This window comes from Spirillospora sp. NPDC048824, assembly GCF_043198455.1.
Lineage (GTDB): Bacteria > Actinomycetota > Actinomycetes > Streptosporangiales > Streptosporangiaceae > Spirillospora.
On sequence record NZ_JBICUS010000002.1, the window covers coordinates 520,189 to 543,706 of the forward strand.

A 23,518-nucleotide genomic window follows, 5' to 3' on the forward strand; every position below is an offset into this window, starting at 1 on the left:
CCGATCCTCACGGCGGTAAACCTCGGGGCGTGATCGCGCGGTGCCGTCCCGCCACCGCCGCCCGGCGCGTTGCCGGTGGGCCGCCCGGCGCGTTGCCGGTGGGCCGCCCGGCGCGTCGCCCGGTGGGCCGCCCCGGCCCTCCGCCGTCAGCCGGCGGCCGGGGCCAGAGCGCGGACGGCCTCGGCCTGGGAGAGGCCCCCACCGGGGACGATGGCCAGTACGGGCGTGGTGAGGCCGTTGTCCACGTACTCGCGGAGGCGGGCGCGGCACCGCTCCGGGGACCCGTGCACGATCAGGTCGTCGACGACCTCGTCCGGGATGACCTCCAGGGCCTTCTTCCGGTCGCCGGCCGCCCACGCCTCGTTCATCGGGCGCAGCGCCTCACCGCGTCCGAGCCATTCGTGGAACGCCCGGTAGACGGGGACCGTCATGTACGCGGCGATCATCCAGCGGCCGATCGCGCGGGCCTCGTCGGCGTCGTCGGTCGGGCAGACGAACAGCCGCGCGATCAGTTCGAGGTCGTCGCCGATCTCGCCGCGCACCGTCCGGACGTCCTTGGGCGCCAGCCAGTTGGTGATCGCGCCGTCGGCCTCCCGGGCGGCGAGCCGCAGCATGCCGGGCCGCAGGGCCGCGAGGACGATGGGCGGCGGCGTCGCGGGCGCGTTGTCCAGCTTGAAGCCCTTGACGGCGAAGGTGTCGTACTCCTCCTTCACCTTCTCCCCCGCGAGGGCCTTGCGGAGGAAGCGCAGCGTGTCACGGGTGCGCTTGTAGGGCTCCTCGAACGGGATGCCGTTCCAGCGCTCCACGATCGTGTCGGACGAGGTGCCGATGCCCAGCACGAACCGTCCGGGCGCGAGGCCGGCGAGCGTCGCGGCCTGCTGTGCCAGCAGCGCGGGGCCGCGCGTGTAGACCGGCACGATCGCGGGGCCGAGGCGCAGCCCCGGGTCCCACTGCGAGGCGAGCGCCAGCGGGGTGAACGCGTCGGTGCCGTTCGTCTCGGCGGACCAGGCGTCGGTGTACCCGAGCGCGGACAGCCCTTCGACGATCTCGCGGTGCTCGGCCAGCGAGAGCCCGGTCAGCGGAATGGTCAGTCCCCAGCGTGAGGTGCCCTTACTCGACATGCGCGCCTCCTCAGGCGATCGAGGCGCGGATGGTGGCGCCGCCGTCGACGACCATGGTCTGCCCCGTCATCCACGACGATGCGTCGCCGGCGAGGAACACCGCCGCGTTCGCGATGTCCTCGGGTTCGCCGAGGCGCCCCAGCGGCATGTGCTTGCTGATCTCCGCCTCGTTGGGCTCCCACAGCGCGCGGGCGAGGTGGGTCTTGACCAGTCCCGGCGCGATGCAGTTGACGCGGACCTTCGGCGCCAGCTCCATCGCGAACTGCCGGCTGAGGTGGATGACGGCGGCCTTGGTGGCGTTGTAGTACCCGATGCCGTGCTCGGTGATCATCCCGCCGACGGACGCGATGTTGATGACGGCGCCGCCGCGCTCGGCCAGGGACGCGCGCAGCGCGAGCTGGGTCCACTGGACGATCGCGAACTGGTTGACCTCGACGGTCTTCGCGGCGGCGGCGGGCTCGATGTCGGACATCGGCCCGTAGTAGGGGTTGGTCCCGGCGTTGTTGACCAGGATGTCCAGGCCGCCGAACTCGGCGACGGCGGCGTCCACGCAGGCGGCGGCCTCGTCGGCGTGGCCCACGTGCGCGGCCTTGGCGAGGACGCCGGCGTCCGGGTACGCCTTGCCGATCTCCTTGGCGACCTCGTCGAGCGCCTCCTGCTTGCGCGAGGAGAGCACCACGTTGGCGCCCTCGGCGGCGAACGCGGTGGCGATCGCCTTTCCGATTCCCCGGGAAGCCCCGGTGACCAGGGCGGTCTTGCCTTGAAGTCCAGTTCGCATCCGCGCTCTCCCTACGTGTCCGCACCCTGTGGGCAGCCTCGGCAGAATCCGACTCGGTCACTGTACCGGAAGTGACTGACGAGTCAGTTACCTGACCCCGCGTCGGTACGTGGTGGTTTCGTCCCGCTCACCGGACAGGCCGGGTTGGAGCGATCGCTTGGTTGTTACGCTGCGCGCGGTACCGGATGAGGGCTGTCCGGACGAGGGCTGTACCGGATGGGGCTGTCCGGACGAGGGAGGAGCCGCGTGACCACGACCAAGGAACGTCGTCCGGCGATCGAGGGCTGGTACACGGCCGAGGGCGGCGACGTCCGGCTGCTGGGCACCCGCTGCGCGTCGTGCGGAACGCCGTACTTCCCGCGCAACGAGCTGGCCTGCCGCAACCCCGGCTGCACCGGCCCGAAGGACGGCTCCGAGCTGGAGCCGTACGCCCTCTCCGGACGCGGCCGCATCTGGTCCTACGCGGACTCCCGCTACAAGCCGCCGCCCCCGTACGTCTCCCCCGAGCCGTTCGTCCCCTACACCGTCGCGGCAGTCGAACTCGAAGCCGAGCGCATGGTCGTCCTGGGCCAGGTCGCCCCCGGCCACACCGTCGACGACCTCGCCGTCGGCATGGAGGTCGAGCTGACCGAAGGCACCCTGTACGAGGACGACGAAGCCGAATACACCGTCTGGATGTGGAGGCCCGTGCGATGAGCCGCGATATCGCCGTTCTGGGTGCGGGGATGCACCCCTGGGGCAAGTGGGGCCGGAACTTCGTCGAGTACGGGCTGGCGGCTGCGCGGGCGGCGCTGGCCGACGCCGGGCTCGCGTGGCCGGACGTCCAGTACGTCGCGGGCGCGGACACCATCCGCACCGGGTATCCGGGGTTCATCGCCGGCGCGACGTTCGCGCAGGCGCTCGGCTGGTCCGGCGCGCGGGTGTCCAGCTCGTACGCGGCGTGCGCCTCGGGGGCGCAGGCCATCGACAACGCGCGCGCGCGGATCCTCGCGGGCCTGTGCGACGTGGCGCTGGTCGTGGGCGCGGACGCCGCGCCGAAGGGTTTCTTCAAGCCCGTCGGCGGCGACCGGCCGGACGACCCCGACTGGCTGCGGTTCCGGCTGCTCGGCGCGACCAACCCGATCTACTTCGCGCTGTACGCCCGCCGCCGCATGGCGATGCACGGCGCGACGCTGGACGACTTCGCCGCCGTGAAGGTGAAGAACGCGCGGCACGGGCTGGCGAACCCGAATGCCCGGTACCGCAAGGAGGTGACGCTGGAGGACGTCCGCGAGTCCGCCGTGGTCGCCGACCCGCTGCGGCTTCTGGACATCTGCGCCACCAGTGACGGCGGCGCCGCGCTGGTGCTGACGTCGATGGACTTCGCGCGGCGGCACGGCATCGCCGACCCCGTGCGCATCCCCGGGCTGTCCACGGTGACGCCGACGTTCCCCAAGACCGTCCTGGACCTGCCCGACTTCGCCACGGACTCGGCGATGGCGGCGGCGGAGCCCGAGCGTCCGTTCCGGTCCGCGATCGCGCACGCCGCCTACGAGGAGGCCGGGATCGGGCCGGACGACCTGTCGCTCGCCGAGGTGTACGACCTGTCCACGGCCCTTGAGCTGGACTGGTACGAGGACATCGGCCTGTGCGAGCCGGGCGGCGCGGAGGAACTGCTCCGGTCCGGCGCCACCGCGCTCGGCGGCCGCGTCCCCGTCAACCCGAGCGGCGGGCTCGCGTCCTTCGGCGAGGCGATCCCGGCGCAGGCCATCGCGCAGGTGTGCGAGCTGACCTGGCAGCTGCGCGGCCAGGCCGAGGGCCGCCAGGTCGAGGACGCCCGCGCGGGCATCGCGGTGAACCAGGGCCTCTTCGGCCACGGCTCCGCCACCATCGTCGTCCGGTAGCCGCACGTCGTCCGGTAGCCGCAAGCCGTCCGGTAGCCGCACTCCTTCCGGTGGCCGCACTCCTTCCGGCGACTACGCGGCCGTGAAGCCGTCGCAGCCGATGTAGTAGGCGTCGCCGTTGGGATGGACGTGCATCCAGACGATCGTCCAGACGCCCTTTCTCGCCAGAGGGCCCGTCCCGCCGCCGGATCCCTCCCACACGAAGTCGTCCGGGAAGGTGAGGTCGAGCCCGGAGGTGCCTGCCGGATACAGATGCGGCTTGCTGTGGACCCATCCCGGCCCCGCGCTGCCATGCGGCCCCGGCGGGCGGAGCTGGGCCACCACGTAGTAGTTGGACGGAGTCGCGTACTTGAAGCGCATGCCGAACTCGACGGACTCCTTCGTGTACGGCCGGCGCGGCGCCGAAACCTGCAACTGGCCGGAGAGGGTCTCGTCCTCGGAACGGATCGCGGGCAGGCACGTGAAGTCCTTCTGGGAGAACTCCATGGCGTGGTAGTCCGCGGTGGGCTGCTTCACCAGGATCTTGTCCGGCGGACGGCCGTCCTTCCGGGGCGTCCGCTCCGCGGGCGAGCCCGCCGATGTCGTGGGGGCGCCCGCCTCTCCGCCGCCCGTCTCTCCGCCGCCCGTCCCCTGTCCGTTCCGGGACGCGTTCGCGCCGCTCCGGCCGTCGTCGCCGTTCAGCACGGACCTGGCGACGAAGGCACCGCCCAGCACGACGGCGACCATCCCGGCGCCCGCCGCGATGACGGCGGCGCGCGACCGCAGTCTCGTCCCGCCTCCCGGTACCGTCCTCGTGCGGTCCGGCGGGACGAGACCGGACGCGGCGGCGTCCGCGAGGCCGGCGGGCACCGGCCGCGGGACGCCCACCAGCCGCCGGTAGCCGGGATCGGCGGCGAGAGCGACCGGGGACGCGGCCATCTCGATCAGCCGCTCCAGCGCAATCCGGGAGCCGGGCTCCTTCTCGGCGCAGAGCCGGACGAGATCGGCGACGCGCGGGTCGGCCCCGTCGAGGTCGATGTCGCCGTCGAGGGTCCGGTGGATGATGGCCTCGATGCGGCCGCCACCGAACGGCGGGCGTCCCGTGGCGGCGTACGCGACGGTGCCGGCGAGGGAGAACACGTCCGACGCGGGGACGGGCTCCTGCTCGCGGACGACCTCGGGCGCGACGTACCCGGGGGTGCCGTTCCACGCGCCGGTCTGGGTGATCTGCGTCTGGCCCTCGCCGCGGGCGATGCCGAAGTCGATCAGCCGGGGCCCGTCCGGGGCGAGGATCACGTTGCCGGGCTTGAGGTCGCGGTGCTGGACGCCCTGCCCGTGGATCTCCAGCAGCCCCTGGGCCAGGGCGGCCAGCAGCCGCAGGCAGGTGTCCGGCGGCGGCGGCCCGTGCTCGGCGACGGCCTGGCGGAGCGTCGGGCCGGGGACGTACTCGGTCGCGAGCCAGTACGGCGGCGCGTCCAGCCCGGCGCCGACCATCGCGGCGGCGAACCGGCTGCGCACCCGTTCGACGGTGGCGACCTCGCGGCGGAACCGGGCGAGCGCCTGCGGGCCCTCGAAGTCCTCGCGGATCACCTTGAGGGCGACGTGCCGGCCGGCGCCGGTGAGCCCCAGATACACCTGGCCCATGCCGCCCGCGCCGATACGGGCGACCAGCGGGTATCCGCCGATCTCGGCGGGGTCCTCGGGACGCAGCGGCTCCACGTCAGCGGCTCTCAGGTCCTACGCGCATGCCTTCATGATCTCATCGCCGGCGGTCCGGTGGCGCCCGAACGGACGGCTCTCAGCGGTCCTCGCGGGCGACCTGGATCGCCCGGCGGCCGTGGGCGGCCGCGAGAGCGTCGAAGGGGCCCGAAATGGCGCGGTGTGACCGAAGTCACCGTCCACAAGGTGTGTGACCTGCGACGTGGCGGTCATGGGCCTGTAGTCACGCGAACGTCGCCATGACGTTCCCGGCAAGCTCCAGGGACGGTCGCCGCGGCCGGGGGGACCGCCGCGGCCGTTCCTGGACCCGGTGCCGACCGGCTCCGGGACTGGCGGGGGCCGTCCCGGAGCCGCAGTCGGCCGCGTGGGAGGGCCGCCGCGACGGAGGTCCGCGTCAAGCTCGGGCCGAGGCGGCCTCAGATGGGGTCGGGCAGCTTTCTGACCTCCTCGATGATCTGGGGCATCGCCTCGTTGTTGCGGCGGATCCAGTCCAGCAGGAAGGCGACCTGCTCGTCGCTGTAGCCGTCGAGCCGATCACGGAAGAGACGCCTGATCGGCTCGAAGTACCGGGCGAACTCCACGACGTTGTCCTCGACGAGTTCGACGATCACGCGCCGGCGGTCGTCGGGGTCGCGGGTGCGCCGGACGTAGCCCGCCTTCTCCAGCCGGTCGATCACGGCGGTGATGGCACCCCCTGTCGTGATGCCCATCAGCTGGGCGAGCCGTCCGGGGGTCTGCGGCCCGTCGAGCGACAGCGCGTTGACGCACTGCGCGTCGGTGACGTTCATGCCCGCCTTGCTCGCGGTGGCATGGTGCAGCAGCACCGTGAACATGGTGCTGCGCTGCATCGCCATCTGCAGTTCGCCCGCCATCCGCTCCCGTTCCGGAGTCGTCACGCCTTACCCCTCCCCTTCTCTCCGCTGCAGAGAGACTCAATGCAAGAGTGACTCTTTGGAGGAGATTCTAGTGGGTCGGCATGCGTGCGGGCGCGGCGGATGCCCGCCGCGTGTGGCGAAGGCGACACCCTGGATGATCAGAGCACCCCGGGACGGCCCCTAGGATAATTTTATTAGGGCCACTAACAGAGGTCCGTCTCCAGGCCCCGAATCCCACGAAGGTTCGGGGCCGACCTCTACACCCGGGCGCTCTCCCTCCTCTTGGGCGCCCGCTACCCTCGGGCCTCCTCCGCCTCCTCGGCGATCTGCTTCGCCCACCGGTAGTCGGCCTTGCCGGCCGGGGAGCGCTTCATCTCGTCCACGAACGCGTAGACGCGCGGCACCTTGTAGCCCGACAGCTCCTTGCGGCAGTGCGCGTCCAGGTCCTCGGTCGCGGGCGGCTCGCCACCGCCGGACGGCTGGACCACCGCCGCGACCCGGTTGCCCCAGCGCTCGTCCGGGACACCCGTCACGACCGCGTCGTACACGCCCGGATGGCCCTTCAGGACGGCCTCGACCTCCTCCGGGAACACCTTCTCGCCGCCGGTGTTGATGGCCTGCGAGCCCCGCCCGAACACGGCGATCGCGCCGTCCTCCTCGACGGTGGCGATGTCGCCGGTGAGGAGCCAGCGCCGCCCGTCCACCACGGGGAACGTCTTCGCCGTCTTCTCCGGGTCGTTGTAGTAGCCCTGCGCGATGTACCCCGTCCGCGCGACCTGCCCGATGACGCCCGATCCCGGTTTGACCGGCTGGAGCGCGTCGTCGAGGACGGTGACGTCCTCCACGTCCGGCGCGAACCGCAGGCCCTTCTCCGGCGTCGACCCGGCCACCGCCTCGGCCGTCGAGCCCGACTCCGTCGACCCGAACCGGTCCAGGGTCATCGTGTTCGGCAGGAGCTCCTGGATACGGTTGCGGACGGTCCCGGTGAAGATCGCGCCCGTGGACACGAACGCCAGCAGCGACGACGTGTCATAGTCGCCGCGCGCCAGTTCCTCCGCCATCGGGATCGCCATGGCGTCGCCGGTGATGGTCAGCGAGTTGACCTTCTCCCGCTCGATCGTCCGCCACACCTCGGCCGCGTCGAACTTGCGCGTGTACACGAGCGTCGCGCCCATGAACCAGGCGATCCACGTGGCGAGCTGCGCGGCGCCGTGCATCAGCGGCGCGACCGGCATCATCACCAGCGGGCCGCCGTTGCGGGCGTTCTCGACGATGTCCTGCGGTCTCGACGGCCGCGGAAGCGACGGGTTCCAGAACGCGTGCAGAATCTGCTCGGTCGACCACATGACGCCCTTCGGCATCCCCGTCGTGCCGCCCGTGTAGATGATGTAGAGGTCGTCGGGGGAACGCGCCGGGAAGCCTCGCGTTCCGTCCGCGTCCCGCACCGCGTCGTCGTAGGCGACCGCGCCCGGTATGGACGGCGTGCCGCCCACCGCGATGAGGTGCCTCAGCTCGGGCACCTCCGCGGCGGTCGCGGCGACGCGGTCCTCGAACTCGACGTCGTACAGAAGCGCGACGCTGTCGGAGTCCCGGTAGATGTAGAGCAGCTCGCTCTCCACATACCGGTAGTTGACGTTGATGGGGACGGCCCGGATCTTCAGCACCGCCAGCAGCGCCGCCGCGTACTCGATGCCGTTGTAGAGCTGGACCGCGACATGCTGGCCGGGCCCGACGCCCGCACCCGCCAGGTGGTGCGCGAGACGGTTCGCGTGCTCGTCCATCTCGGCGTAGGTGAGTCGCCGGTCGCCGCACACCAGGGCGACACGCTCCCCGATCGCGTCCGCGACTCCCTCGAACAGATCAGCGTGGTTGTACTCCATCGGACGGCCCTTTCGGGGGGTCAGGGTTTGTCGCTGCCGACTATCCACATCGCGAAGAACTGGGCGCCGCCTCCGTAGGCGTGGCCCAGCGCGCGCCGCGCGCCGTCCACCTGATGGTCGCCGGCCAGCCCGCGCACCTGCAGCGCCGCCTCGGCGAACCGGATCATCCCGGACGCGCCGATCGGGTTGGACGACAGCACGCCGCCGGACGGGTTCCACGGGATGTCACCGTCCATCGCCGTCGCCCCCGCCTCGGTGAGCTTCCAGCCTTCGCTCTCGCCGCAGAACCCGAGGTTCTCCAGCCACATCGGCTCGTACCAGGAGAACGGGACGTACACCTCGGCGCAGTCCAGCTCGCGGCGCGGATCGCTGATCCCGGCCTGCCGGTACACGTCCGCCGCCGCGTCCTTGCCGCCCTGCGGGCTCACGGAGTCGCGCCCGGCGAACATCATCGGCTCCGACCGCATCGACGTGCCGTGCACCCACGCGGGCGGATTCGGCGCCTTCTTCGCGGCGTCCTCGGAAGCCAGCACCATGGCGCACGCCCCGTCCGACGACGGACACGTCTCCAGGTAGCGGATCGGCTCCCACAGCATCGGGGTCGACTCGACCATCTCCCGCGAGATGCCCGGGATCTTGAGGTGCGCGTACTGGTTCCGCAGCGCGTTCTCCCGGTCCTTGACCGCGACCAGCATCCCGATGTGGTCGGGGGCGCCCGACCGCCGCATGTAGGCGCGGATGTGCGGGGCGAAGTAGCCGCCCGCGCCCACGACCAGCGACGTCGTGAACGGCGAGTTCACGGTCAGCGCCCACGTCGCGTTCGACTCCGACTGCTTCTCCCACGCCACCGTGAGGACGCGCTGGTGCACGCCGCCCTGGATCAGGCCGGCCGCGACGATCGCCGTGGACCCGCCGACCGAGCCGGCCGTGTGCACGCGCATGATCGGCTTGCCCTTGGCGCCCAGCGCCTCCGCCAGGAACGTCTCCGGCATCATGACGCCCTCGAACAGGTCGGGGGCCTTGCCGACGACGACGGCGTCGATGTCCTTCCAGGTGAGGCCGGCGTCGTCGAGCGCCCGCCGGGCCGCCTCGCGCAGCATCCCCGCCATCGACACGTCAAGCCGCTTGGTCTTGTACGCCGTCTGCCCGACGCCGATGACGGCACACGCGTTGCTCATTCGCTCTCTCCCGACAGCACGCAGACGAGGTTCTGCTGGAGGCAGGGGCCGGACGAGGCGTGGCCGAGGGCCCTGGACGCCGTCCCGTCGTGGATGCGGGCGGCCGCCTCACCGATCCGGATCAGGCCCGCCGCCATCATGGGGTTGGCCGACAGCGCGCCGCCGGACGGGTTGACCGCCACGTCGTCGCCCAGGCCGAGGGCCTCGCGCAGGATGAGCTCCTCATGGCTGAACTGCGCGTGCAGCTCGGCGACCTCGACGCCCGCGGCGCCCGCCTTCTCCCCGGCGATGCGCGTCGCGTCCGAGCGGGTCAGGTCGCGGACGCCGGGCGCGTGCGCCTCGGTCCGGTGGTCGATCCCGGTGATCCACGCGGGGCGCTCGCACAGCTCCCGCGCCTTGTCCCCCGCCGCGAGGACGATCGCCGCCGCACCATCGGTGATGGGCGCGACGTCGTACGGGCGCAGCGGAGCCACGTCGTAGCCTTCGTCCTCAGGCTCCGGCAGGTGCAGCGCGAACGGGTTGTCCCGTCCGGACGCCCGGGACCGTGCCGCGACGGCGCGCAGGTCGTCCTCCTTGGCGCCCGACCGTTCCATGTAGGCGCGGGCCTGGAGCGCGGCCAGCGACACCTGGTCGATGCCGAGCGGCGCCAGGTGGTACGGGTCGAGCTGCTGGGTGAGGATCGTGCGCAGGTCCCCCTGCGACGACTTCCCGAACCCGTAGACGAGCGCCGTGTCGATCTCGCCGTGCAGCAGCTTCACCCACGCCTCGTACAGCGCCCAGGCACCGTCCATCTCGACGTGGCTCTCCGAGATCGGCGGCCACGCACCCACCGCGTCCAGCGCCGACACGAACGAGAACGGCGCGCCGGCGAGGTAGTCGCACGACCCGGAGCAGGTGAAGCCGAACTGCTTCAGCCCCGTCTTCTCCTTGACCTCGGTGATGACGGGCGCGAGCATCTCGATCTCCGCCAGCCCCTGGTCCTCGCCGGAGTGGCGGCTCTGCGTGAAGGCGACGACAGCGATCTCGCGCATCACATGAAGTCCTTGATCTCTTCGAAGGGGACGTCGGGCTCGTCGATGGGCTCGAACCACTTGATGTTGCTCATCGACCGCTCCCACTCCTCGCGGGGACGCCACGCCGCCCTGACCCGCATGCCCATCCGGACCTGGTCCGCCGGGACGCCCGCGACGAGCGTCAGCATCGTCAGCCCGGCGCCGTCCAGCAGCACGTAGCCCGACACGAACGGCACCTCGGGGGCGCGCGGGTCGGGGATGTTGTTGACGGCGAAGGTGGTGACGGTGCCGGTGTCGGGCAGCTCCACCTCCTCGGTGGTGGGGACGCCGTCGCGCGGGCACAGGCCCTTCATCGGGACGATGACCTGCTCGCACACCGGGCACCGGTGGCCGAGGATCCTGCCCTGCGAGATGCCCTCCAGGAACCGGCCGAGCGCCTGGCCGCCCTTCAGCGAGTACTCCAGCCGCGTCGGCGCGTTGATCACCGTGACCTCGGGGAGGAAGCACTCGATGTCGCCGATCCCGCCGGTGCGCTCCGCCCGCCACTTGGGCCGGACGCGCATCCCGGTCTTGAGGAACCTCGGCGGCTCCGCGCCCTCCTCGAAGACGCCGAGGTCGAGCGCGTGCAGGAGCGCGGTGTCGGCGCCGTCCGGCCGGATCAGCGCCCACGCGAACGGGCGGTCCAGCGGATGCTCCTTCGCCGGACGCGGCACCCACGACCACGTCGTGACCGTCCCGACCGGGCCGACCTCGACGAACTCGTCCGTCACGTCCTCGCCGGTGTCGGGGTCGTACTCCGACGGCGGGACGAGCACCCGGCCCTCCGCCGTGCGGACGCCGACGAGCCGGGCGTCGCGCAGATCGCTGAGGAACCGCCCGATGACGGGCCCCACCGAGCGCGTGTACCCGCCGGGGAACTCCAGGACGTGGTTGGGCTTAGATGGCGCCGTGTCAGATGGCACTGCCGCGGTCCTTCCAGTACGGGTCCCTGAGCCTGCGCTTGAGGAGCTTGCCGTTCGGTTCGCGCGGCATCGTCTCGATGTAGTCGATGGACTTCGGCCACTTCATCCTGGCGAGCCGGCCCTCCAGCGACGCGAGGATCTCCGCCGTCAGCCCGTCGCCGGGTTCGACGCCCTCGGCGGGCTCCACGACGGCCTTGATCTGCTCACCCCACTCCTCGTCCGGGATGCCGAACACGGCCACGTCCGCGACCTTCGGATGCATGGTGATCTCGTTCTCGATCTCGGCCGGGTAGATGTTCGCCCCACCCGAGATGATCATGTCGGCCTTGCGGTCGGACAGGAACAGGAACCCGTCGTCGGTGAGATAGCCGATGTCCCCGACGGTGAAGAAGTCCTTGAGGCGGTTCTTCTCCGTCTTCTCCTTGTCGCCCTTGTACTCGAACTCGACGCCGGCCATCTTCATGTAGATCGTGCCGTGCGTCCCGGCCGGAACGGGTTCACCGTCGTCGTCCACGATGAGGAGCTCGCTGATCGGCCAGGCGTTCCCGACCGTTCCGGGATGGGCGCGCCAGTCGGCCGGGCTGGCTATCGTCCCGCCGCCCTCGGTCGCCGCGTAGTACTCCCAGATGCAGTCGCCCCACCAGTCGAGCATCTGCTGCTTGATCGGCACCGGGCACGGCGCGGCCGCGTGGATCGCCCACTTCATGCTGGAGACGTCGTACCGGGACTTGACGTCCTCGGGCAGGCCGAGGAGCCGCTTGAAGTGCGTCGGCACCATGTGGGTGTTGCTGACGCCGTGTTCCTGGATCATTCTCAGGGTGTCTTCGGCGTCCCACCGGTCCGTGTAGACGAGGGTGTGCCCCATGTGCAGGGCCGTGCCGCCGAACTGGGTGACGGCCGTGTGGTAGTTCGGTGAGGTGATCAGATGGGCCTGCTGCTCGCCGCCCGCCGGGCGTCCCTGCGTGATGCCGAAGAGGGTCAGCAGGAACGTCATCAGTTCGGCGCTGTCGTCGGGATCGATGCCCATCAGCGCCCGCTTGACGCCCTTCGGCCGCCCGGTCGTCCCGGACGTGTAGTGCATCGTGGCGCCGTTGCTCCGGTCGTCCGGAAGGGTGTCGGGCCGCCCCTCGACGAGTTCGCCGTACGGGCGGAATCCCTCGACGTTCCCGAACGCGAACCGCCGGTGAGCCTCGATCTCCCCGGCGGCCGCCACGCCCTCGGCGGCGTACCGCTCATGGACGAAGAACGCCTTGGCCTCGGCGTCGGAGACGATGTACGCGATCTCCGGTCCGGCCAGATGCCAGTTGATCGGCGTGTAGTACCAGCCGGCCTGCAGCGCCGCCAGGTACAGCACCAGTCCGTCGACGCCGTTCGGAACGAGCCCGCAGATGCCGTCGCCGTTCTTGAGACCGAGTGCGCGCAGTCCGTGGACGAGTCTGTTGGAGCGGGCCAGCAGATCGCCCGCCGAGTACTTCGTCCCGTCCGGATCGACGGCCGCGACCCACTCGGGATCGGCCTGCGCCAGCCGCCAAAAGCCCAATGACCCCATCGGATCTCCCTACGTAGCACGATGAGCGCCGTCAGCACGGTGAGCGCCGTCACACGGCGACGCCCCGGCGACCAAAGTAGATCACGTTCTCGTTTTGCAGATCAACCCCTACCGGTAGGGCGACGGCTTAACTAGAATCTGTTCTCGTTTGCCATCTAAGCTGGAGGAACCATGGCGGAGCGGCTGCCGATCAGCACCGAGCACTGCACAGTCGAGCGCGACGGCCACGTCGTCATCGTCACGATGAACCGGCCCGAGGCGCGCAACGCGCTCAGCTCGTCCATGCTGGTGGGCCTCGCGGACGCCTGGGCCTACATGTCCGACACCCCGGAGATCCGCGTCGGCATTCTCACCGGGGCCGAAGGCACATTCTGCGCCGGCGCCGACCTGAAGGCCATGGGGCAGACGCCGTCCGACCCCCGCGTCCAGGAGCGCATGGCACAGATCCCCGACTTCCACTGGAAGGGCCTGCTGCGCGAGGGCCGGCCCACCAAGCCGCTCATCTGCGCCATCGAGGGATATGCCGTCGCCGGCGGAACCGAGCTCCTGGTCGGCACCGACCTGCGCGTCGTCGCCGAAGGCGCCACCCTCGGCCTGTACGAGGCGAAGCGCGGGCTGTTCCCCATGGGCGGCTCCGCGATCCGGCTCCCCCGCCAGATCGGCTACGCCAACGCGATGGACATCCTGCTCACCGCCCGCTCGGTGACCCCGCAGGAGGCCCTCGGCATGGGTCTGATCAACAAGATCGTCCCGGATGGCACGGCCCTCGCCGCCGCCCGTGAACTGGCCGGGCAGATCGCCGAATGCGGTCCGCTCGCCGTCCAGGGGATCCTGCGCACGTACCGCGAGACCGAGCACCTGTCCGAGGAGGACGCCCTCAAGATCTCCGACGAGATCGGCTGGCCCGTCATCGGCTCCGAGGACGCCAAGGAAGGCTCCCTCGCCTTCAAGGAGAAGCGCCCCGCCGCCTACAAGGGCAAATAACGGTCCGTCCGAAACCACGGCCCGGGTTTCCGGGCCTCTCTCCGTGGCACGGCTGGTCGCAACCGAGTCACGGAGGGACTGAGCAGGCCATGGCCTCGCACCTTGGACGCAGGCGGCACGAGACCACGAAGGAGGCACCCCGCAGGCGGCTCTGGCCCGGCAGAGCGCAGACGCCGCCGGCGGACGACACGGCGAAGACCGTCGTGGTCAAGCGCAGGCCGCGGCGGTGGCTGCGCAGCAGGCAGAACCCGGTCAGTGCGATGATCATGGCCGCGGGCTGGGCGGCCGCCGCGATCCTGGCCCTGGGGATACTTCTCACCTGGGGCGACGCCAACCCCGGGAACGTCCTGGTCGACGCCGTCCTCGACGCGGGCGGCTGGCTCGCCACGCCGTTCCACGACGTCTTCACCCGCACCGACCCCGAGCAGCAGCTCTACATCAACTGGGCCCTCGCCGGCGTGATCTACTACGTCCTCGCGCGAGCCCTGTCCTGGATGACGCGCTTCTGACCGCGGGTCCGGCGCCCGCCGGGAGCCGGGGGGCCCGACGTACGCGCGCCGCCGCGCCCAGGGGGAATTGGGCGCGGCGGCGGCGTTCGAGGAAGGTCAGTCCGATTCGGTGATGGTGTTGAGGCGTTCGATGGCCTCGACGTACTCCTCGATCAGCTCGTAGACGACCTGGGCGGCGGGCTTGACCTGGTTCATCGAGCCGACGATCTGGCCGACGGGGAACGTGACCAGCTCGCCGTCGCCCGAGCGGGCGATGCGGGGCAGGGCGTCCGCGATCAGCATGAACTGCATGGGCATCGGGAGGTAGCCGGGGGACTTCTCGCTCTCCCACGCCTCGGTCCACGCGGACTTCAGGAAGCGGGCCGGCTTGCCCGTCCAGGCGCGGGACCGGACCGTGTCCCGGGACGTCGCCTCGAGAAGCTTCGGCAGCGCGCGTTCCGGGGTGTCGGCCTCGTCGACGGTCAACCAGATCGAGCCGGTCCAGACGCCGTCGGCGCCGAGGGCCATGCCCGCGGCCATCTGCCGGCCCCGTCCGATGCCGCCCGCGGCGAGGACGATCGTCTCGTCGCCGACCGCGTCCACGACCTCGGGGATCAGCACCATCGTGGCGACGTCGCCGGTGTGGCCGCCTGCCTCGGTGCCCTGGGCGACGATGATGTCGACGCCCACGTCGACCTGCTTGCGGGCATGCCGGGCGTTGGAGGCGAGCCCGGCGACCTTGACGCCGTGCTCGTGCGCCTCCGCCACGATATCGGCCGGGGGCGGGCCGAGCGCGTTGGCCAGCAGCGCGATCGGATGGCGGAGCGCCACCTCGACCTGGGGCCGGGCGGTCTGGTCCGTCCAGCCGAGCAGCGCCTTGGTGGCGCTCTCGGTGGACGGTTCGACGCCGTGCTCGGCGAGCAGGTCCTCAAGGAACCTGCGGTTCTCCGCGGGGATCATCCCCTGCAGCTTGCCGAGCAGCTCCTCGGCGTCGCCCAGGTCGCCGCCCTCGTACTTGGCCGGCATCACCGTGTCGACGCCGTAGGGCTTGCCACCGACGTGCTCGTCGATCCATTTGAGCTCGAGTTCGAGCTCCTCGGGGGTGAAATGCAGGGCGCCGAGGACGCCCATGCCGCCTGCGCGGCTCACCGCGGCGACGACGTCGCGGCAGTGACTGAACGCGAAGATCGGGTACTCAATGCCGAATAGTTCGGTGACTCGTGTCCGCACAACCTCGACCCTAGGCCCGCCCAAGCGAAACTGCAACAGGTTCTAGTTAGGAAGATCCTTGCTGATCCGCTTTACAGCTCCATATAGAACACGTATCAGCTTGGGCGGGTGGGCAGGGCGACGCGGCCCGCGGTGACCCGGGCGGTCCGGTGCGGAAGGGCGGGACGTCAGCGGCGGCGGGTGGGGCCGGACGCCTTGCGCTGCTGCCGCTGGCTGCTCGGTGCCGGGCGGCCCTCCGGCGGAGCGGGCGGGGCCGCGGCCGGCGGGTTCGGCGGGCCGGCCGGGGCCGTGTCGCCGAACTTGCCGTCGGAGCGGCGCGGGGCCACCGGCGCCGGCGGGGCCGGGCGGCGGCCGAGCCCCAGAAAGCCGCCGACGCCCAGCAGGATCAGGCCGAGCAGGATCGCGCCGCCCGGAACGTAGCTGCGCATCGCGTCGATCTTCAAGGCCGTGCTGTCGGCCAGGTCGACCCCGGCCTTCTGGTCCTTGTCGACGGTGATGAGGTCGGCCTGCGCGACGATCATCTTGCCCTTGCCGTCCGGGGTCTGAACGGTGCTGCGGATGTTCTTGCGGTGCTTGACCGGGACTCCGGTGCGCGGATCGACCCAGACGGTGTTGTAGGCCTCGGTGTAGCGGTCCACCTTCTGGGCGCCAGCCTCCTCGGGGAGGCCGAGCATCTTGGCGGGCAGCTTGACGTCCATCGCGGCGGTCTTCGTCAGCGGGATGGACTGGGTGAAGCGGTAGGTCGTGAGGCCCTGGATCTCCTCGACGGCGTTGAACTCCATCGGCGCCGTCTGCTTGGTCGTCGTGTCGAAGACCGGGTAGTCGCGCTTCTGGACGTTCGCCAGGGGGAACAGCAGCCCGTAGCCCGACATCCGGACGGCGTTGTCGCCGTCGACGTGCGTGCCGCAGCAGTTGGTCAGGACGCTCGTCCGGCGGTCGAAGGCGATCCGGTACCCCTGGATCTGGACGGGGTTCTCCGGGTTGGCCTGGTCGTAGATGTTGGTCGTGGAGTCCCAGACGGCGATGTCGTTGTCGCCCTCGTTGGCGCGGACGTCACCGCGGACGGTGCTCTTGGCCATGAGGGTGACGCCCGTCTTGGTCTTGAGTTCGGCCTGGTCGAAGTACGTGGAGTTCTTCGATTCCAGAAGCGTCACCTGATAGCGGTTCAGTGGCGCGGCGATCACCTGGTCGGCCACGTAGAAACGAACCAGGGGCGCGAGCGTGAGAAAGAACGCGCCCAGGCCGATCAAGGCCAGTCCGACCGGTCGCCGCATGGATACCTCCGAGGAATGCCATCGTTCTCAGGCCAAGGGGCGGGAGTCCGGCATGTCCGGGTTACCCTACAGGGCCACTGAAATCATCAGTCCAGTAACAGTAAGCGCCGACTGCCGCAGGCAGAACACCATGAATCCGTGTTCTAAGCCTCAACAGCGAACGCTTACGTCCATAGCGTACTGGCCGGTAGGATCCGCTCGAACCGGACCCTGGACCGATCCCGAATCGACAGCGAGGTGGCGATGACCACGGCGCCCCCCAGGCAGGACTGGCAGCCGCCCGAGCCAGAGCGCGGCATCCCCCTGGAACACCGTGCCACGCTGGCCCGGTCAGTCCGGCTTCTGAGCGCGTTCCGGCAAGAGCGGAGCAACCCGGAGTACTTCTACGAACTGATGGCTCGTGACGCCGTCGCGCAACTCAGTTCGTACACCGATCTCGCCGGGGCGACCGTCATCGACGTCGGGACGGGCTCCGGTTTCTTCGCACGGACGCTGACGGCCGCCGGCGCCCGCTGTACGGGCATTGATCACGACCTCGCCGAATTGACCGCGCACAACGTCTGCGGGCCGAACACATTCGTCGCCAGCGCGCTCGCCCTGCCCTTCCGCACCGGCTCCGCCGACGTCTGCTTTTCGTCGAACGTGCTGGAACACGTCCCGTCTCCGTGGCGGATGGCGGACGAGATGGTCCGCGTGACCCGGCCGGGCGGGACGGTCTTCCTGTCGTTCACCAACTGGCTGTCCCCGTGGGGCGGGCACGAGACCTCGCCGTGGCACTACCTCGGCGGAGACCGGGCCGCCCGGAGGTACGAGCGCCGGAACGGCCGCCCGCCGAAGAACCGGTACGGACTCAGCCTGCACCCGGTGTCGGTGTCGGCGGCCCTGGGGTGGGCGCGAGGCCGCGACGACGTGCGCGTCCTGGACGCCGGTCCCCGCTACCATCCGCGCTGGGCCGCGGGAATCGTCCGGATTCCGGGGTTGCGCGAGATCGCCACCTGGAACCTGGTCCTGATTCTCCGGAAGAAGGGGCCTTGAAAACCGCCCCCCAGGTGGCCAGACCGACGCCGCCGCCCATCTCCGGGCGTCAGGACACGCTCGACGGTGTGCGCGCCGTGGCGGCACTGGGCGTCCTCGTCTACCACGTCGCCGCCACGGCGGGCTCCATCACCAACCCGGCCGGCGCGCGCTGGCTGTTCAACGGCGGCCAGGTCGGTGTGCCCATCTTCTTCATCCTGTCGGGCCTGCTTCTCTACCGTCCGTGGGCGGCGGCGGTGCTGAACGGACGTGACGCCCCGCGCATCGGCGAATACCTGCGCAAGCGGGTGCTCCGCATCATGCCCGCCTACTGGGCCGTGATCGTCTGCTTCATGCTGACGGCAGGACGGGACCACATCGGCGACCCCGTCTCGTGGGTTTCCCTGCTCACCGTCACGCATACGTACGTGCCCGGCGTGTGGTGGGACAGCGTGCTGGGGCCCGCGCATCTGGGGCAGCTGTGGAGCCTGGTGGTCGAGGTCGCCTGGTACGCCACGCTGCCCTTCACGGCGGCCGTCCTCGGCTGGTACGCGCGGCGGAAACGCACCCACGACGTGGGGGTGCGGGCCAAGCGGCTCCTGATCGGCATCGCGGTGTACGGGTCGCTGTCGTTCCCCTTCACGGCCGTGATGTTCTTCCCGGCGCGGCACACGCAGATGGGTCTGTGGCTGCCGCGCTTCTTCGTCTGGTTCGCGCTGGGGATGGCCCTCGCCGTGGTGACGGTGTGGGCGCGGCTGGACGGGCGCCGTCCCGTGGCGACGCTGTGCCGGACCGTCTCGGACTCGTGGGCGGCGTGCTGGGTGGCGGCCGCGATGCTGTACGTGGTGGCCGCCACGCCCGCGACCGGACCGCTCACCCTCCAGGAACCGGACGCGTTCTGGACGTCCACCCTGCACCTGGTCGTGGACGGGCTGTGCGCGGCGGCGCTGATCGCCCCGGTGGCGCTGGCCCCGGCCGGGCATCCGGCGCTCGGCGCGGTCCTCGCCAACCCGGTGATGCGGTTCCTCGGCCGGATCTCCTACGGCCTGTTCCTGTGGCAGCTGCTGATCATCGTCGGCTGGTATGAGGCGGCGGACCGGGTGTTCCGGGGGGACGTGGCGACGGACCTCCCGCTGATGGCGGCGGCGTCCATCGCAGCGGGGACTCTGAGTTACTACCTGGTGGAGCGTCCGGTTCAGCGGCTGACTCGCCGGGACCGTCCCCGCCGGGCCCCCGCTTCGGCGCCGTCCAGCTGAGCGGGATCCGGCCGCCGGATCCGCCGCCGGCCGGCCGTGGCCGCCACAGCTCCGCCGCGACCCGCCCGACGATCACGAGCCCGAGCAGCTGGGGTGCGATGTCGCCGAGCGGGCCGGACGGGGCGGCGAAGTTGCTGATCTTGTTGAGCCAGGCGCCGGCGGCAAGGCATCCCGTCCCGGCGAGCATGGCGATCGCGATCGTCCACGGTGACGCGACGGCGCGCAGGACGGCGGAGCGGCGGGTGCGCGCCCAGCCGCACCCGGCCGCGACCAGGACGGCGACGGCGAACCCGGGCGCACCGGCGATCCAGCCGCCGAGCACGGCGGCGAGCCCGACGGCCGCCCACGCGGGCCAGCCCGTTCCGGCCACCAGCGCGCGCGGCCGCTGCCGCGGATCGCGCCGGTTCCTCGATCCGCCCGGCCAGACGGCGATGATCAGCAGGACGAGGAGCATGTTGAGCCCGGCCACCACGGCGACCTGCTGTGCCCGGTCGGGGCCGTAGGTGAGTTCGACGATGCCGCCGGTGCCCGCGGGGACGAGCCAGCCCTGCTTCCACCCGTCCAGCCGGACGGCCCGCAGCTCGTGGCCGCCGACGGTGGCGCTCCATCCGTCGTTGAAGTTCTCGTTGACGGTGAGGAACGACGGCGTCGCGGCGTCCACCTTCAGCTTGCGGGAACTCGATCCCCAGCTGATGATCTCGACCTGCTCCGGCGGCCGTGCGGTGGTGGCCTGCCCCGGCTTGGCGCCGACCGTCACGGTGTCGATGCGGTAGGAGTCGAGGGGCGCGGTGGTCAGCCGGTTCTGGCCGGTCTTCAGCGTCGCCTGCTCGCAGCCGGCGAACCGCAGGGGGCGCCCGGCGAGCAGATCGCCGAGCGTGCCGGTGGCCTTCGTCGGGATGTCGGCGGCCTGGGTGCCGGCGGCCGGGGAGCCGGCGACCGGGGAGCCCGGCGGGCCGATCCGCAGCTTCGGCCCGTAACCGCAGGGCAGCTGCAGCGGGGAGCTGCGCACGTCCGGGAACGGTTTCACACCGGGGATGGTGAGGTCGGTCAGCTGAACCGGCTGGATCTGGGTTTCCCTGAAGAAGGTGAGCGTCAGCCTGTCGGTGGTCATCGGGGCGAACGACAGCCTGCCCTTGCGGTCCGACAGTCCCTCGCGGATCTCACCGTTGCCGCCCTGGATCCGCACGCGGATGGGCCCCGACACGGCCGGTGGACGCTGCAGAGTGATCCTGGACACAGGCTTGCGGCCCTTCCACCGGACGCCGTAGGTCGCCGTGTCGTCCTGCTCCGACGCGATCCAGGTCGTCGCCGGGTCGCCGTCGAACCCGGATCTCGGCTGGGCGGCGGGATGGTCGGCCAGCACCGAACTCGCCGTGACGGCCGGCTGCCCCCGGACGGCCGTGTACCGGTCGATCAACCGCTGGTCGGTGAGGACGGCCGTTCCGGTGACGGGGGCGCCGCCGCCCACCGCGGACGTGAACGTGCGGTCGAAACCGGCGCCTTCCTCGTCCTTCGACCCCAGGGTCGGCGAGCACACCCAGCGCCGGCTGCCCTTCATGCATTCGGCCGTCGCGCCGGGCCTCCGGCTCATCACGTACGTGGCCGGGCCGCCGATCCCGGCCGGCGCCGGCAGCGTGTACGTGCGGGTCGGTTGCACGCCGCCGATCGACACCTCCGACACCGCCACCCGCGCGAAGGCCTGGACGGGCGGATCCGAGGCGAGTTCGGTGATGCGCAGCCGCAGCCACCGGGTGGGGCCGTCCGGTGCGCGGAGCGGCTGCGCCGTGGCCGCCTGCCGGACGTCCTGCTCCAGCGTCCCGTTCTCGGTCTCGACCGCGACACGTGAGACCGGCGGCCCCAGGGAGGAGGTGTTCTGGACGAACGCGGCCGTCAGGCTCGTCACGTCCCGGGGGCGGTCGAAGTCGACGCGCAGCCACTGCCCGGACGGGCCCGTCCACCCGCCCGTCTCCCAGGCGGTGAACCGGTTGCCGTCGAACGCGGCGTACGGGGTCGCGCCGGGCTTGCGGTTCTGCGGGACCGCGTCATCGCCGGCCGCCGAACTGGACGCCGTGACGTCGCGGACACCGCCGCCGTAGGTCACGTGCGTGGCATACCGTTTCCAGTCCGTGTCCAGGACGTCGGTGGCCTCCCGGCGATGCCCGGCCGACAGCGTCGGGGACGTCTGGTGCAGTTCGCCGAAGTTGCGGCGGACGAGCCGGGGCGAGTCCGTCACGACCGGGGCGCCCTTGAGGTCGGGGGCGTCGTGGTCCAGCAGGACGGGCCCCGCGGGCAGCGCGCCGTCGTCCGCCATGGCCAGCAGCGACTCCGGTCCCCCGTACACGCGGACGGGGTCGGTGGCGTCGGCGAGGTTCGCGACGGCCGCGGCTCCCTCGACCTCGTAGACCTCCAGCGCGGGGTACCGCTGGTCCACGGACGACATCGCGTCATCCGCCTCCACACCCACGGGGCCGCCGAACGAGGCGACCCTGCGCATGCCGGCCGAGTCGTCCAGTGCCTGATGGACGCGGGCGGGCCAGGCACCGCGCAGCGTCTCGCGCCGCAGGTCGTTGCGGACCAGCACGTACCGGATGCCCATCCGGCCGAGGAACTCGCTCAGCCCGGGCGACCCCCGCCCCGACCGGACCTGCAGGTCGATCGCGTCCAGGGCGCGCGTGTAGCCGGGCGAACCGGCGGGGACGAGCTGCCGGACGCCCCACTGCGCCGTCAGCAGCGGCTGGACGATGTCGTCCATCGGGCGGCCCCACAGGTACTCGCCGAACGGCGCCCCGGGGACGGCCAGCACGCCCTGCTGCCCGGCCCGCGCGTTGATCCACGACGCCGCGTCCCGCCAGTACTGCGGGACCTGCTTGAAGTCGCCCGGCCCGCTCAGCCCGTTGGAGACGGCCGTGAGGCCGATGCCGCCGAGCGCGACGGCGGCGGCGACGGGCAGGCTGACCAGGCCTTTCAGCGTCCCGCCGAACGCCGTCCCGCCGGCGGGGCCGCCGACCCGGCCGCCCCGGGTCGCGCCGTCCCGGATCCTCCCTGTCGCGACGACCAGCAGGTGGGCCAGGCCGAGCGCGAGCGGCAGCCGGACGGCCGCGTCGAACTTGTGCAGGTTGCGGAGGGGCGCGAGCGGCCCGTCCAGCAGTTCGCGCATCTGGCCGGCGAGCGGGCCCGGGATGTCGCTGATGTGGCCGATGGACAGGATGGCGATCCCGGCCAGCAGTGTGACCAGTAGAAACGTCCGCTCCGGCAGCAGCCGGCCGAGCAGGCCGGCGAGTCCGAGCGCCGCGACCACGCCGGTGCAGATGACCGGTATCGGGCTGACCGACAGCTCGTACCCGACCGGCCACCACACCTGGCCGTCCACGAACAGGTAGTTGACCCAGCGTTCCGCGCCGCGCAGCACGTTGATCAGGCCGGTGGGGCCGGTCGTCGTCACCGCCTTCTCGGTGTAGGTCAGCCACGAGAACCCGTACGTCCCGGTCAGCAGCAGCGGGACCAGCCACCAACTCGTCGCCGCGGCCGTGGCCGCCGACCACCACGCGAGGAGCCGCAGCCGGAACGAGCCGCGCGGCCGCGTCACGATGTACAGGAACGGGACGACCAGGACGGCGACGGTGGCGGTCGCGTTGATGCCGCCGCAGCAGGCGATCGCCAGCCCCGACGCGGCGGCGGCCCGCAGCCGCCCGCGCTCGCCGGACGCCGCGGAGACCAGCGGCAGGACGATCCACGGCAGCATCGCGACCGGCATGTACTCCGAGGAGATCTGCCCGAGCGTGGCCAGCGCGTTCGGTGCGAGCGCGTACCCCATCGCGGCGAACAGGCGCGGGGTGCTGGACGAGGCGCCGTGGCCGCCGACGCCGAGCCGCCGCGCCAGCTTCCACATGCCGACGAACGCCAGGCACAGCAGCAGGGACGTCCACAGCCGCTGGGTGATCCAGGCGGGCATCCCGATCACGTCGCCGAGGGCGAAGAACGGGCCCATTGGGAACAGGTAGCCGACGGCCTGGTTCTGAATCTGGCCGAACTGCTCGGGATCCCACAGGTGCAGCGCCCGGCCGAGGAACCCGAGCGGGTTCACCGCCATGTCGATCTTCGTGTCGGCGAGGATGGCGCCGGGACGTGTACTGAACGCCAGGGCGGTGAGCGTCAGGCAGCACGCGAGGACGCGCAGCCGCTCCCGCAGCCGTTCACCGGTGTCCATGCCGTCCGGCGGCCCGCCGCCCGGGGCAGGCTGGTCGGGCACGCCGGCGCGGGGCGGATTCGCCTCTCCCACGGCCATGCTCGCGCTCTGCCCCTTTCTGCCCGCCCCGGTGTATCGGCCCGGGTGCC

Annotated in this window: 17 protein-coding genes and 1 pseudogene; 6 read left to right on the forward strand and 12 right to left on the reverse strand. The window is 71.4% G+C overall.

The window, feature by feature from the left end; all coding sequences use genetic code 11:
* Positions 1–146: 146 nt before the first annotated feature.
* Both ACGFIS_RS05795 and ACGFIS_RS05800 read right to left on the reverse strand, forming a co-directional pair.
* Positions 147–1,121 (reverse strand): LLM class F420-dependent oxidoreductase, encoded by a 975-nt coding sequence (locus ACGFIS_RS05795; RefSeq protein ID WP_392899909.1) that lies wholly within the window; start codon positions 1,119–1,121, stop codon positions 147–149.
* 10 nt (positions 1,122–1,131) lie between these two features.
* Positions 1,132–1,899, reverse strand: coding sequence for an SDR family oxidoreductase (locus ACGFIS_RS05800; RefSeq protein ID WP_358452659.1), 768 nt, complete (start codon positions 1,897–1,899; stop codon positions 1,132–1,134).
* Positions 1,900–2,145: 246 nt separating this feature from the next.
* Here ACGFIS_RS05800 and ACGFIS_RS05805 point away from each other — a divergent pair, with 246 nt between their 5' ends.
* Both ACGFIS_RS05805 and ACGFIS_RS05810 read left to right on the forward strand, forming a co-directional pair.
* A complete protein-coding gene (locus ACGFIS_RS05805) occupies positions 2,146–2,595 on the forward strand; it encodes a Zn-ribbon domain-containing OB-fold protein (RefSeq protein WP_392899906.1) in 450 nt (149 codons plus the stop codon).
* Positions 2,592–3,782, forward strand: a complete 1,191-nt coding sequence (locus tag ACGFIS_RS05810; RefSeq protein WP_392969748.1) for a lipid-transfer protein — start codon at positions 2,592–2,594, stop codon at positions 3,780–3,782. The genes ACGFIS_RS05805 and ACGFIS_RS05810 overlap by 4 nt, the downstream gene beginning before the upstream one ends.
* A gap of 72 nt (positions 3,783–3,854) precedes the next feature.
* Here ACGFIS_RS05810 and ACGFIS_RS05815 read toward each other — a convergent pair whose 3' ends face one another.
* The 7 genes from ACGFIS_RS05815 to ACGFIS_RS05845 all read right to left on the reverse strand — a co-directional run bounded on the left by ACGFIS_RS05815 (position 3,855) and on the right by ACGFIS_RS05845 (position 12,937).
* On the reverse strand, positions 3,855–5,480 hold the full coding sequence (locus ACGFIS_RS05815) for a serine/threonine protein kinase (RefSeq protein WP_392899900.1): 1,626 nt from the start codon (positions 5,478–5,480) through the stop codon (positions 3,855–3,857).
* A 416-nt stretch (positions 5,481–5,896) separates the two neighbouring features.
* Positions 5,897–6,376, reverse strand: a complete 480-nt coding sequence (locus ACGFIS_RS05820) for a MarR family winged helix-turn-helix transcriptional regulator (protein WP_392899897.1) — start codon at positions 6,374–6,376, stop codon at positions 5,897–5,899.
* A 272-nt stretch (positions 6,377–6,648) separates the two neighbouring features.
* A complete protein-coding gene (locus tag ACGFIS_RS05825; protein WP_392899894.1) occupies positions 6,649–8,235 on the reverse strand; it encodes an acyl-CoA synthetase in 1,587 nt (528 codons plus the stop codon).
* A 20-nt stretch (positions 8,236–8,255) separates the two neighbouring features.
* Entirely contained in the window at positions 8,256–9,413 is a 1,158-nt protein-coding gene (locus ACGFIS_RS05830) for a thiolase domain-containing protein (RefSeq protein ID WP_392899892.1), read from the reverse strand.
* Positions 9,410–10,444, reverse strand: a complete 1,035-nt coding sequence (locus ACGFIS_RS05835; protein WP_392899889.1) for a thiolase domain-containing protein — start codon at positions 10,442–10,444, stop codon at positions 9,410–9,412. Before ACGFIS_RS05835 ends, ACGFIS_RS05830 begins: the two co-directional genes overlap by 4 nt.
* Complete coding sequence (locus ACGFIS_RS05840; RefSeq protein ID WP_392899888.1) at positions 10,444–11,388, reverse strand: Zn-ribbon domain-containing OB-fold protein; 945 nt, start codon at positions 11,386–11,388, stop codon at positions 10,444–10,446. Before ACGFIS_RS05840 ends, ACGFIS_RS05835 begins: the two co-directional genes overlap by 1 nt.
* Positions 11,378–12,937, reverse strand: coding sequence for an acyl-CoA synthetase (locus ACGFIS_RS05845; RefSeq protein ID WP_392899885.1), 1,560 nt, complete (start codon positions 12,935–12,937; stop codon positions 11,378–11,380). Before ACGFIS_RS05845 ends, ACGFIS_RS05840 begins: the two co-directional genes overlap by 11 nt.
* Before the next feature lie 171 nt (positions 12,938–13,108).
* On the opposite strand from ACGFIS_RS05845, the gene ACGFIS_RS05850 reads away from it, so the two are divergent.
* Positions 13,109–13,921, forward strand: coding sequence for a crotonase/enoyl-CoA hydratase family protein (locus tag ACGFIS_RS05850; protein ID WP_392969751.1), 813 nt, complete (start codon positions 13,109–13,111; stop codon positions 13,919–13,921).
* An 89-nt stretch (positions 13,922–14,010) separates the two neighbouring features.
* The gene (locus tag ACGFIS_RS05855; RefSeq protein WP_392899881.1) at positions 14,011–14,430 is read left to right on the forward strand and encodes a hypothetical protein; all 420 of its coding nucleotides are present in this window, start codon (positions 14,011–14,013) and stop codon (positions 14,428–14,430) included.
* 96 nt (positions 14,431–14,526) lie between these two features.
* On the opposite strand, the gene ACGFIS_RS05860 is transcribed toward ACGFIS_RS05855, so the two are convergent.
* Positions 14,527–15,639, reverse strand: a complete 1,113-nt coding sequence (locus ACGFIS_RS05860) for an NAD(P)H-dependent flavin oxidoreductase (protein WP_392899878.1) — start codon at positions 15,637–15,639, stop codon at positions 14,527–14,529.
* A gap of 167 nt (positions 15,640–15,806) precedes the next feature.
* Complete coding sequence (locus tag ACGFIS_RS05865) at positions 15,807–16,913, reverse strand: DUF3068 domain-containing protein (RefSeq protein WP_392899875.1); 1,107 nt, start codon at positions 16,911–16,913, stop codon at positions 15,807–15,809.
* A 243-nt stretch (positions 16,914–17,156) separates the two neighbouring features.
* Between ACGFIS_RS05865 and ACGFIS_RS05870 the strand changes: the two genes are divergently transcribed.
* Together ACGFIS_RS05870 and ACGFIS_RS05875 are read left to right on the forward strand one after the other, a co-directional pair.
* Positions 17,157–17,948, forward strand: a complete 792-nt coding sequence (locus ACGFIS_RS05870) for a class I SAM-dependent methyltransferase (protein WP_392899872.1) — start codon at positions 17,157–17,159, stop codon at positions 17,946–17,948.
* Positions 17,945–19,183 carry an acyltransferase family protein gene (locus tag ACGFIS_RS05875; RefSeq protein ID WP_392899870.1) on the forward strand — a complete coding sequence of 413 codons (1,239 nt, stop codon included), beginning with the start codon at positions 17,945–17,947 and terminating at the stop codon, positions 19,181–19,183. Before ACGFIS_RS05870 ends, ACGFIS_RS05875 begins: the two co-directional genes overlap by 4 nt.
* Positions 19,184–21,020: 1,837 nt before the next feature.
* On the opposite strand, the pseudogene ACGFIS_RS05880 reads toward ACGFIS_RS05875, so the two are convergent.
* Positions 21,021–23,468: pseudogene (locus tag ACGFIS_RS05880) on the reverse strand (alpha-(1->3)-arabinofuranosyltransferase family protein); the annotation flags it as partial.
* Positions 23,469–23,518 lie beyond the last annotated feature (50 nt).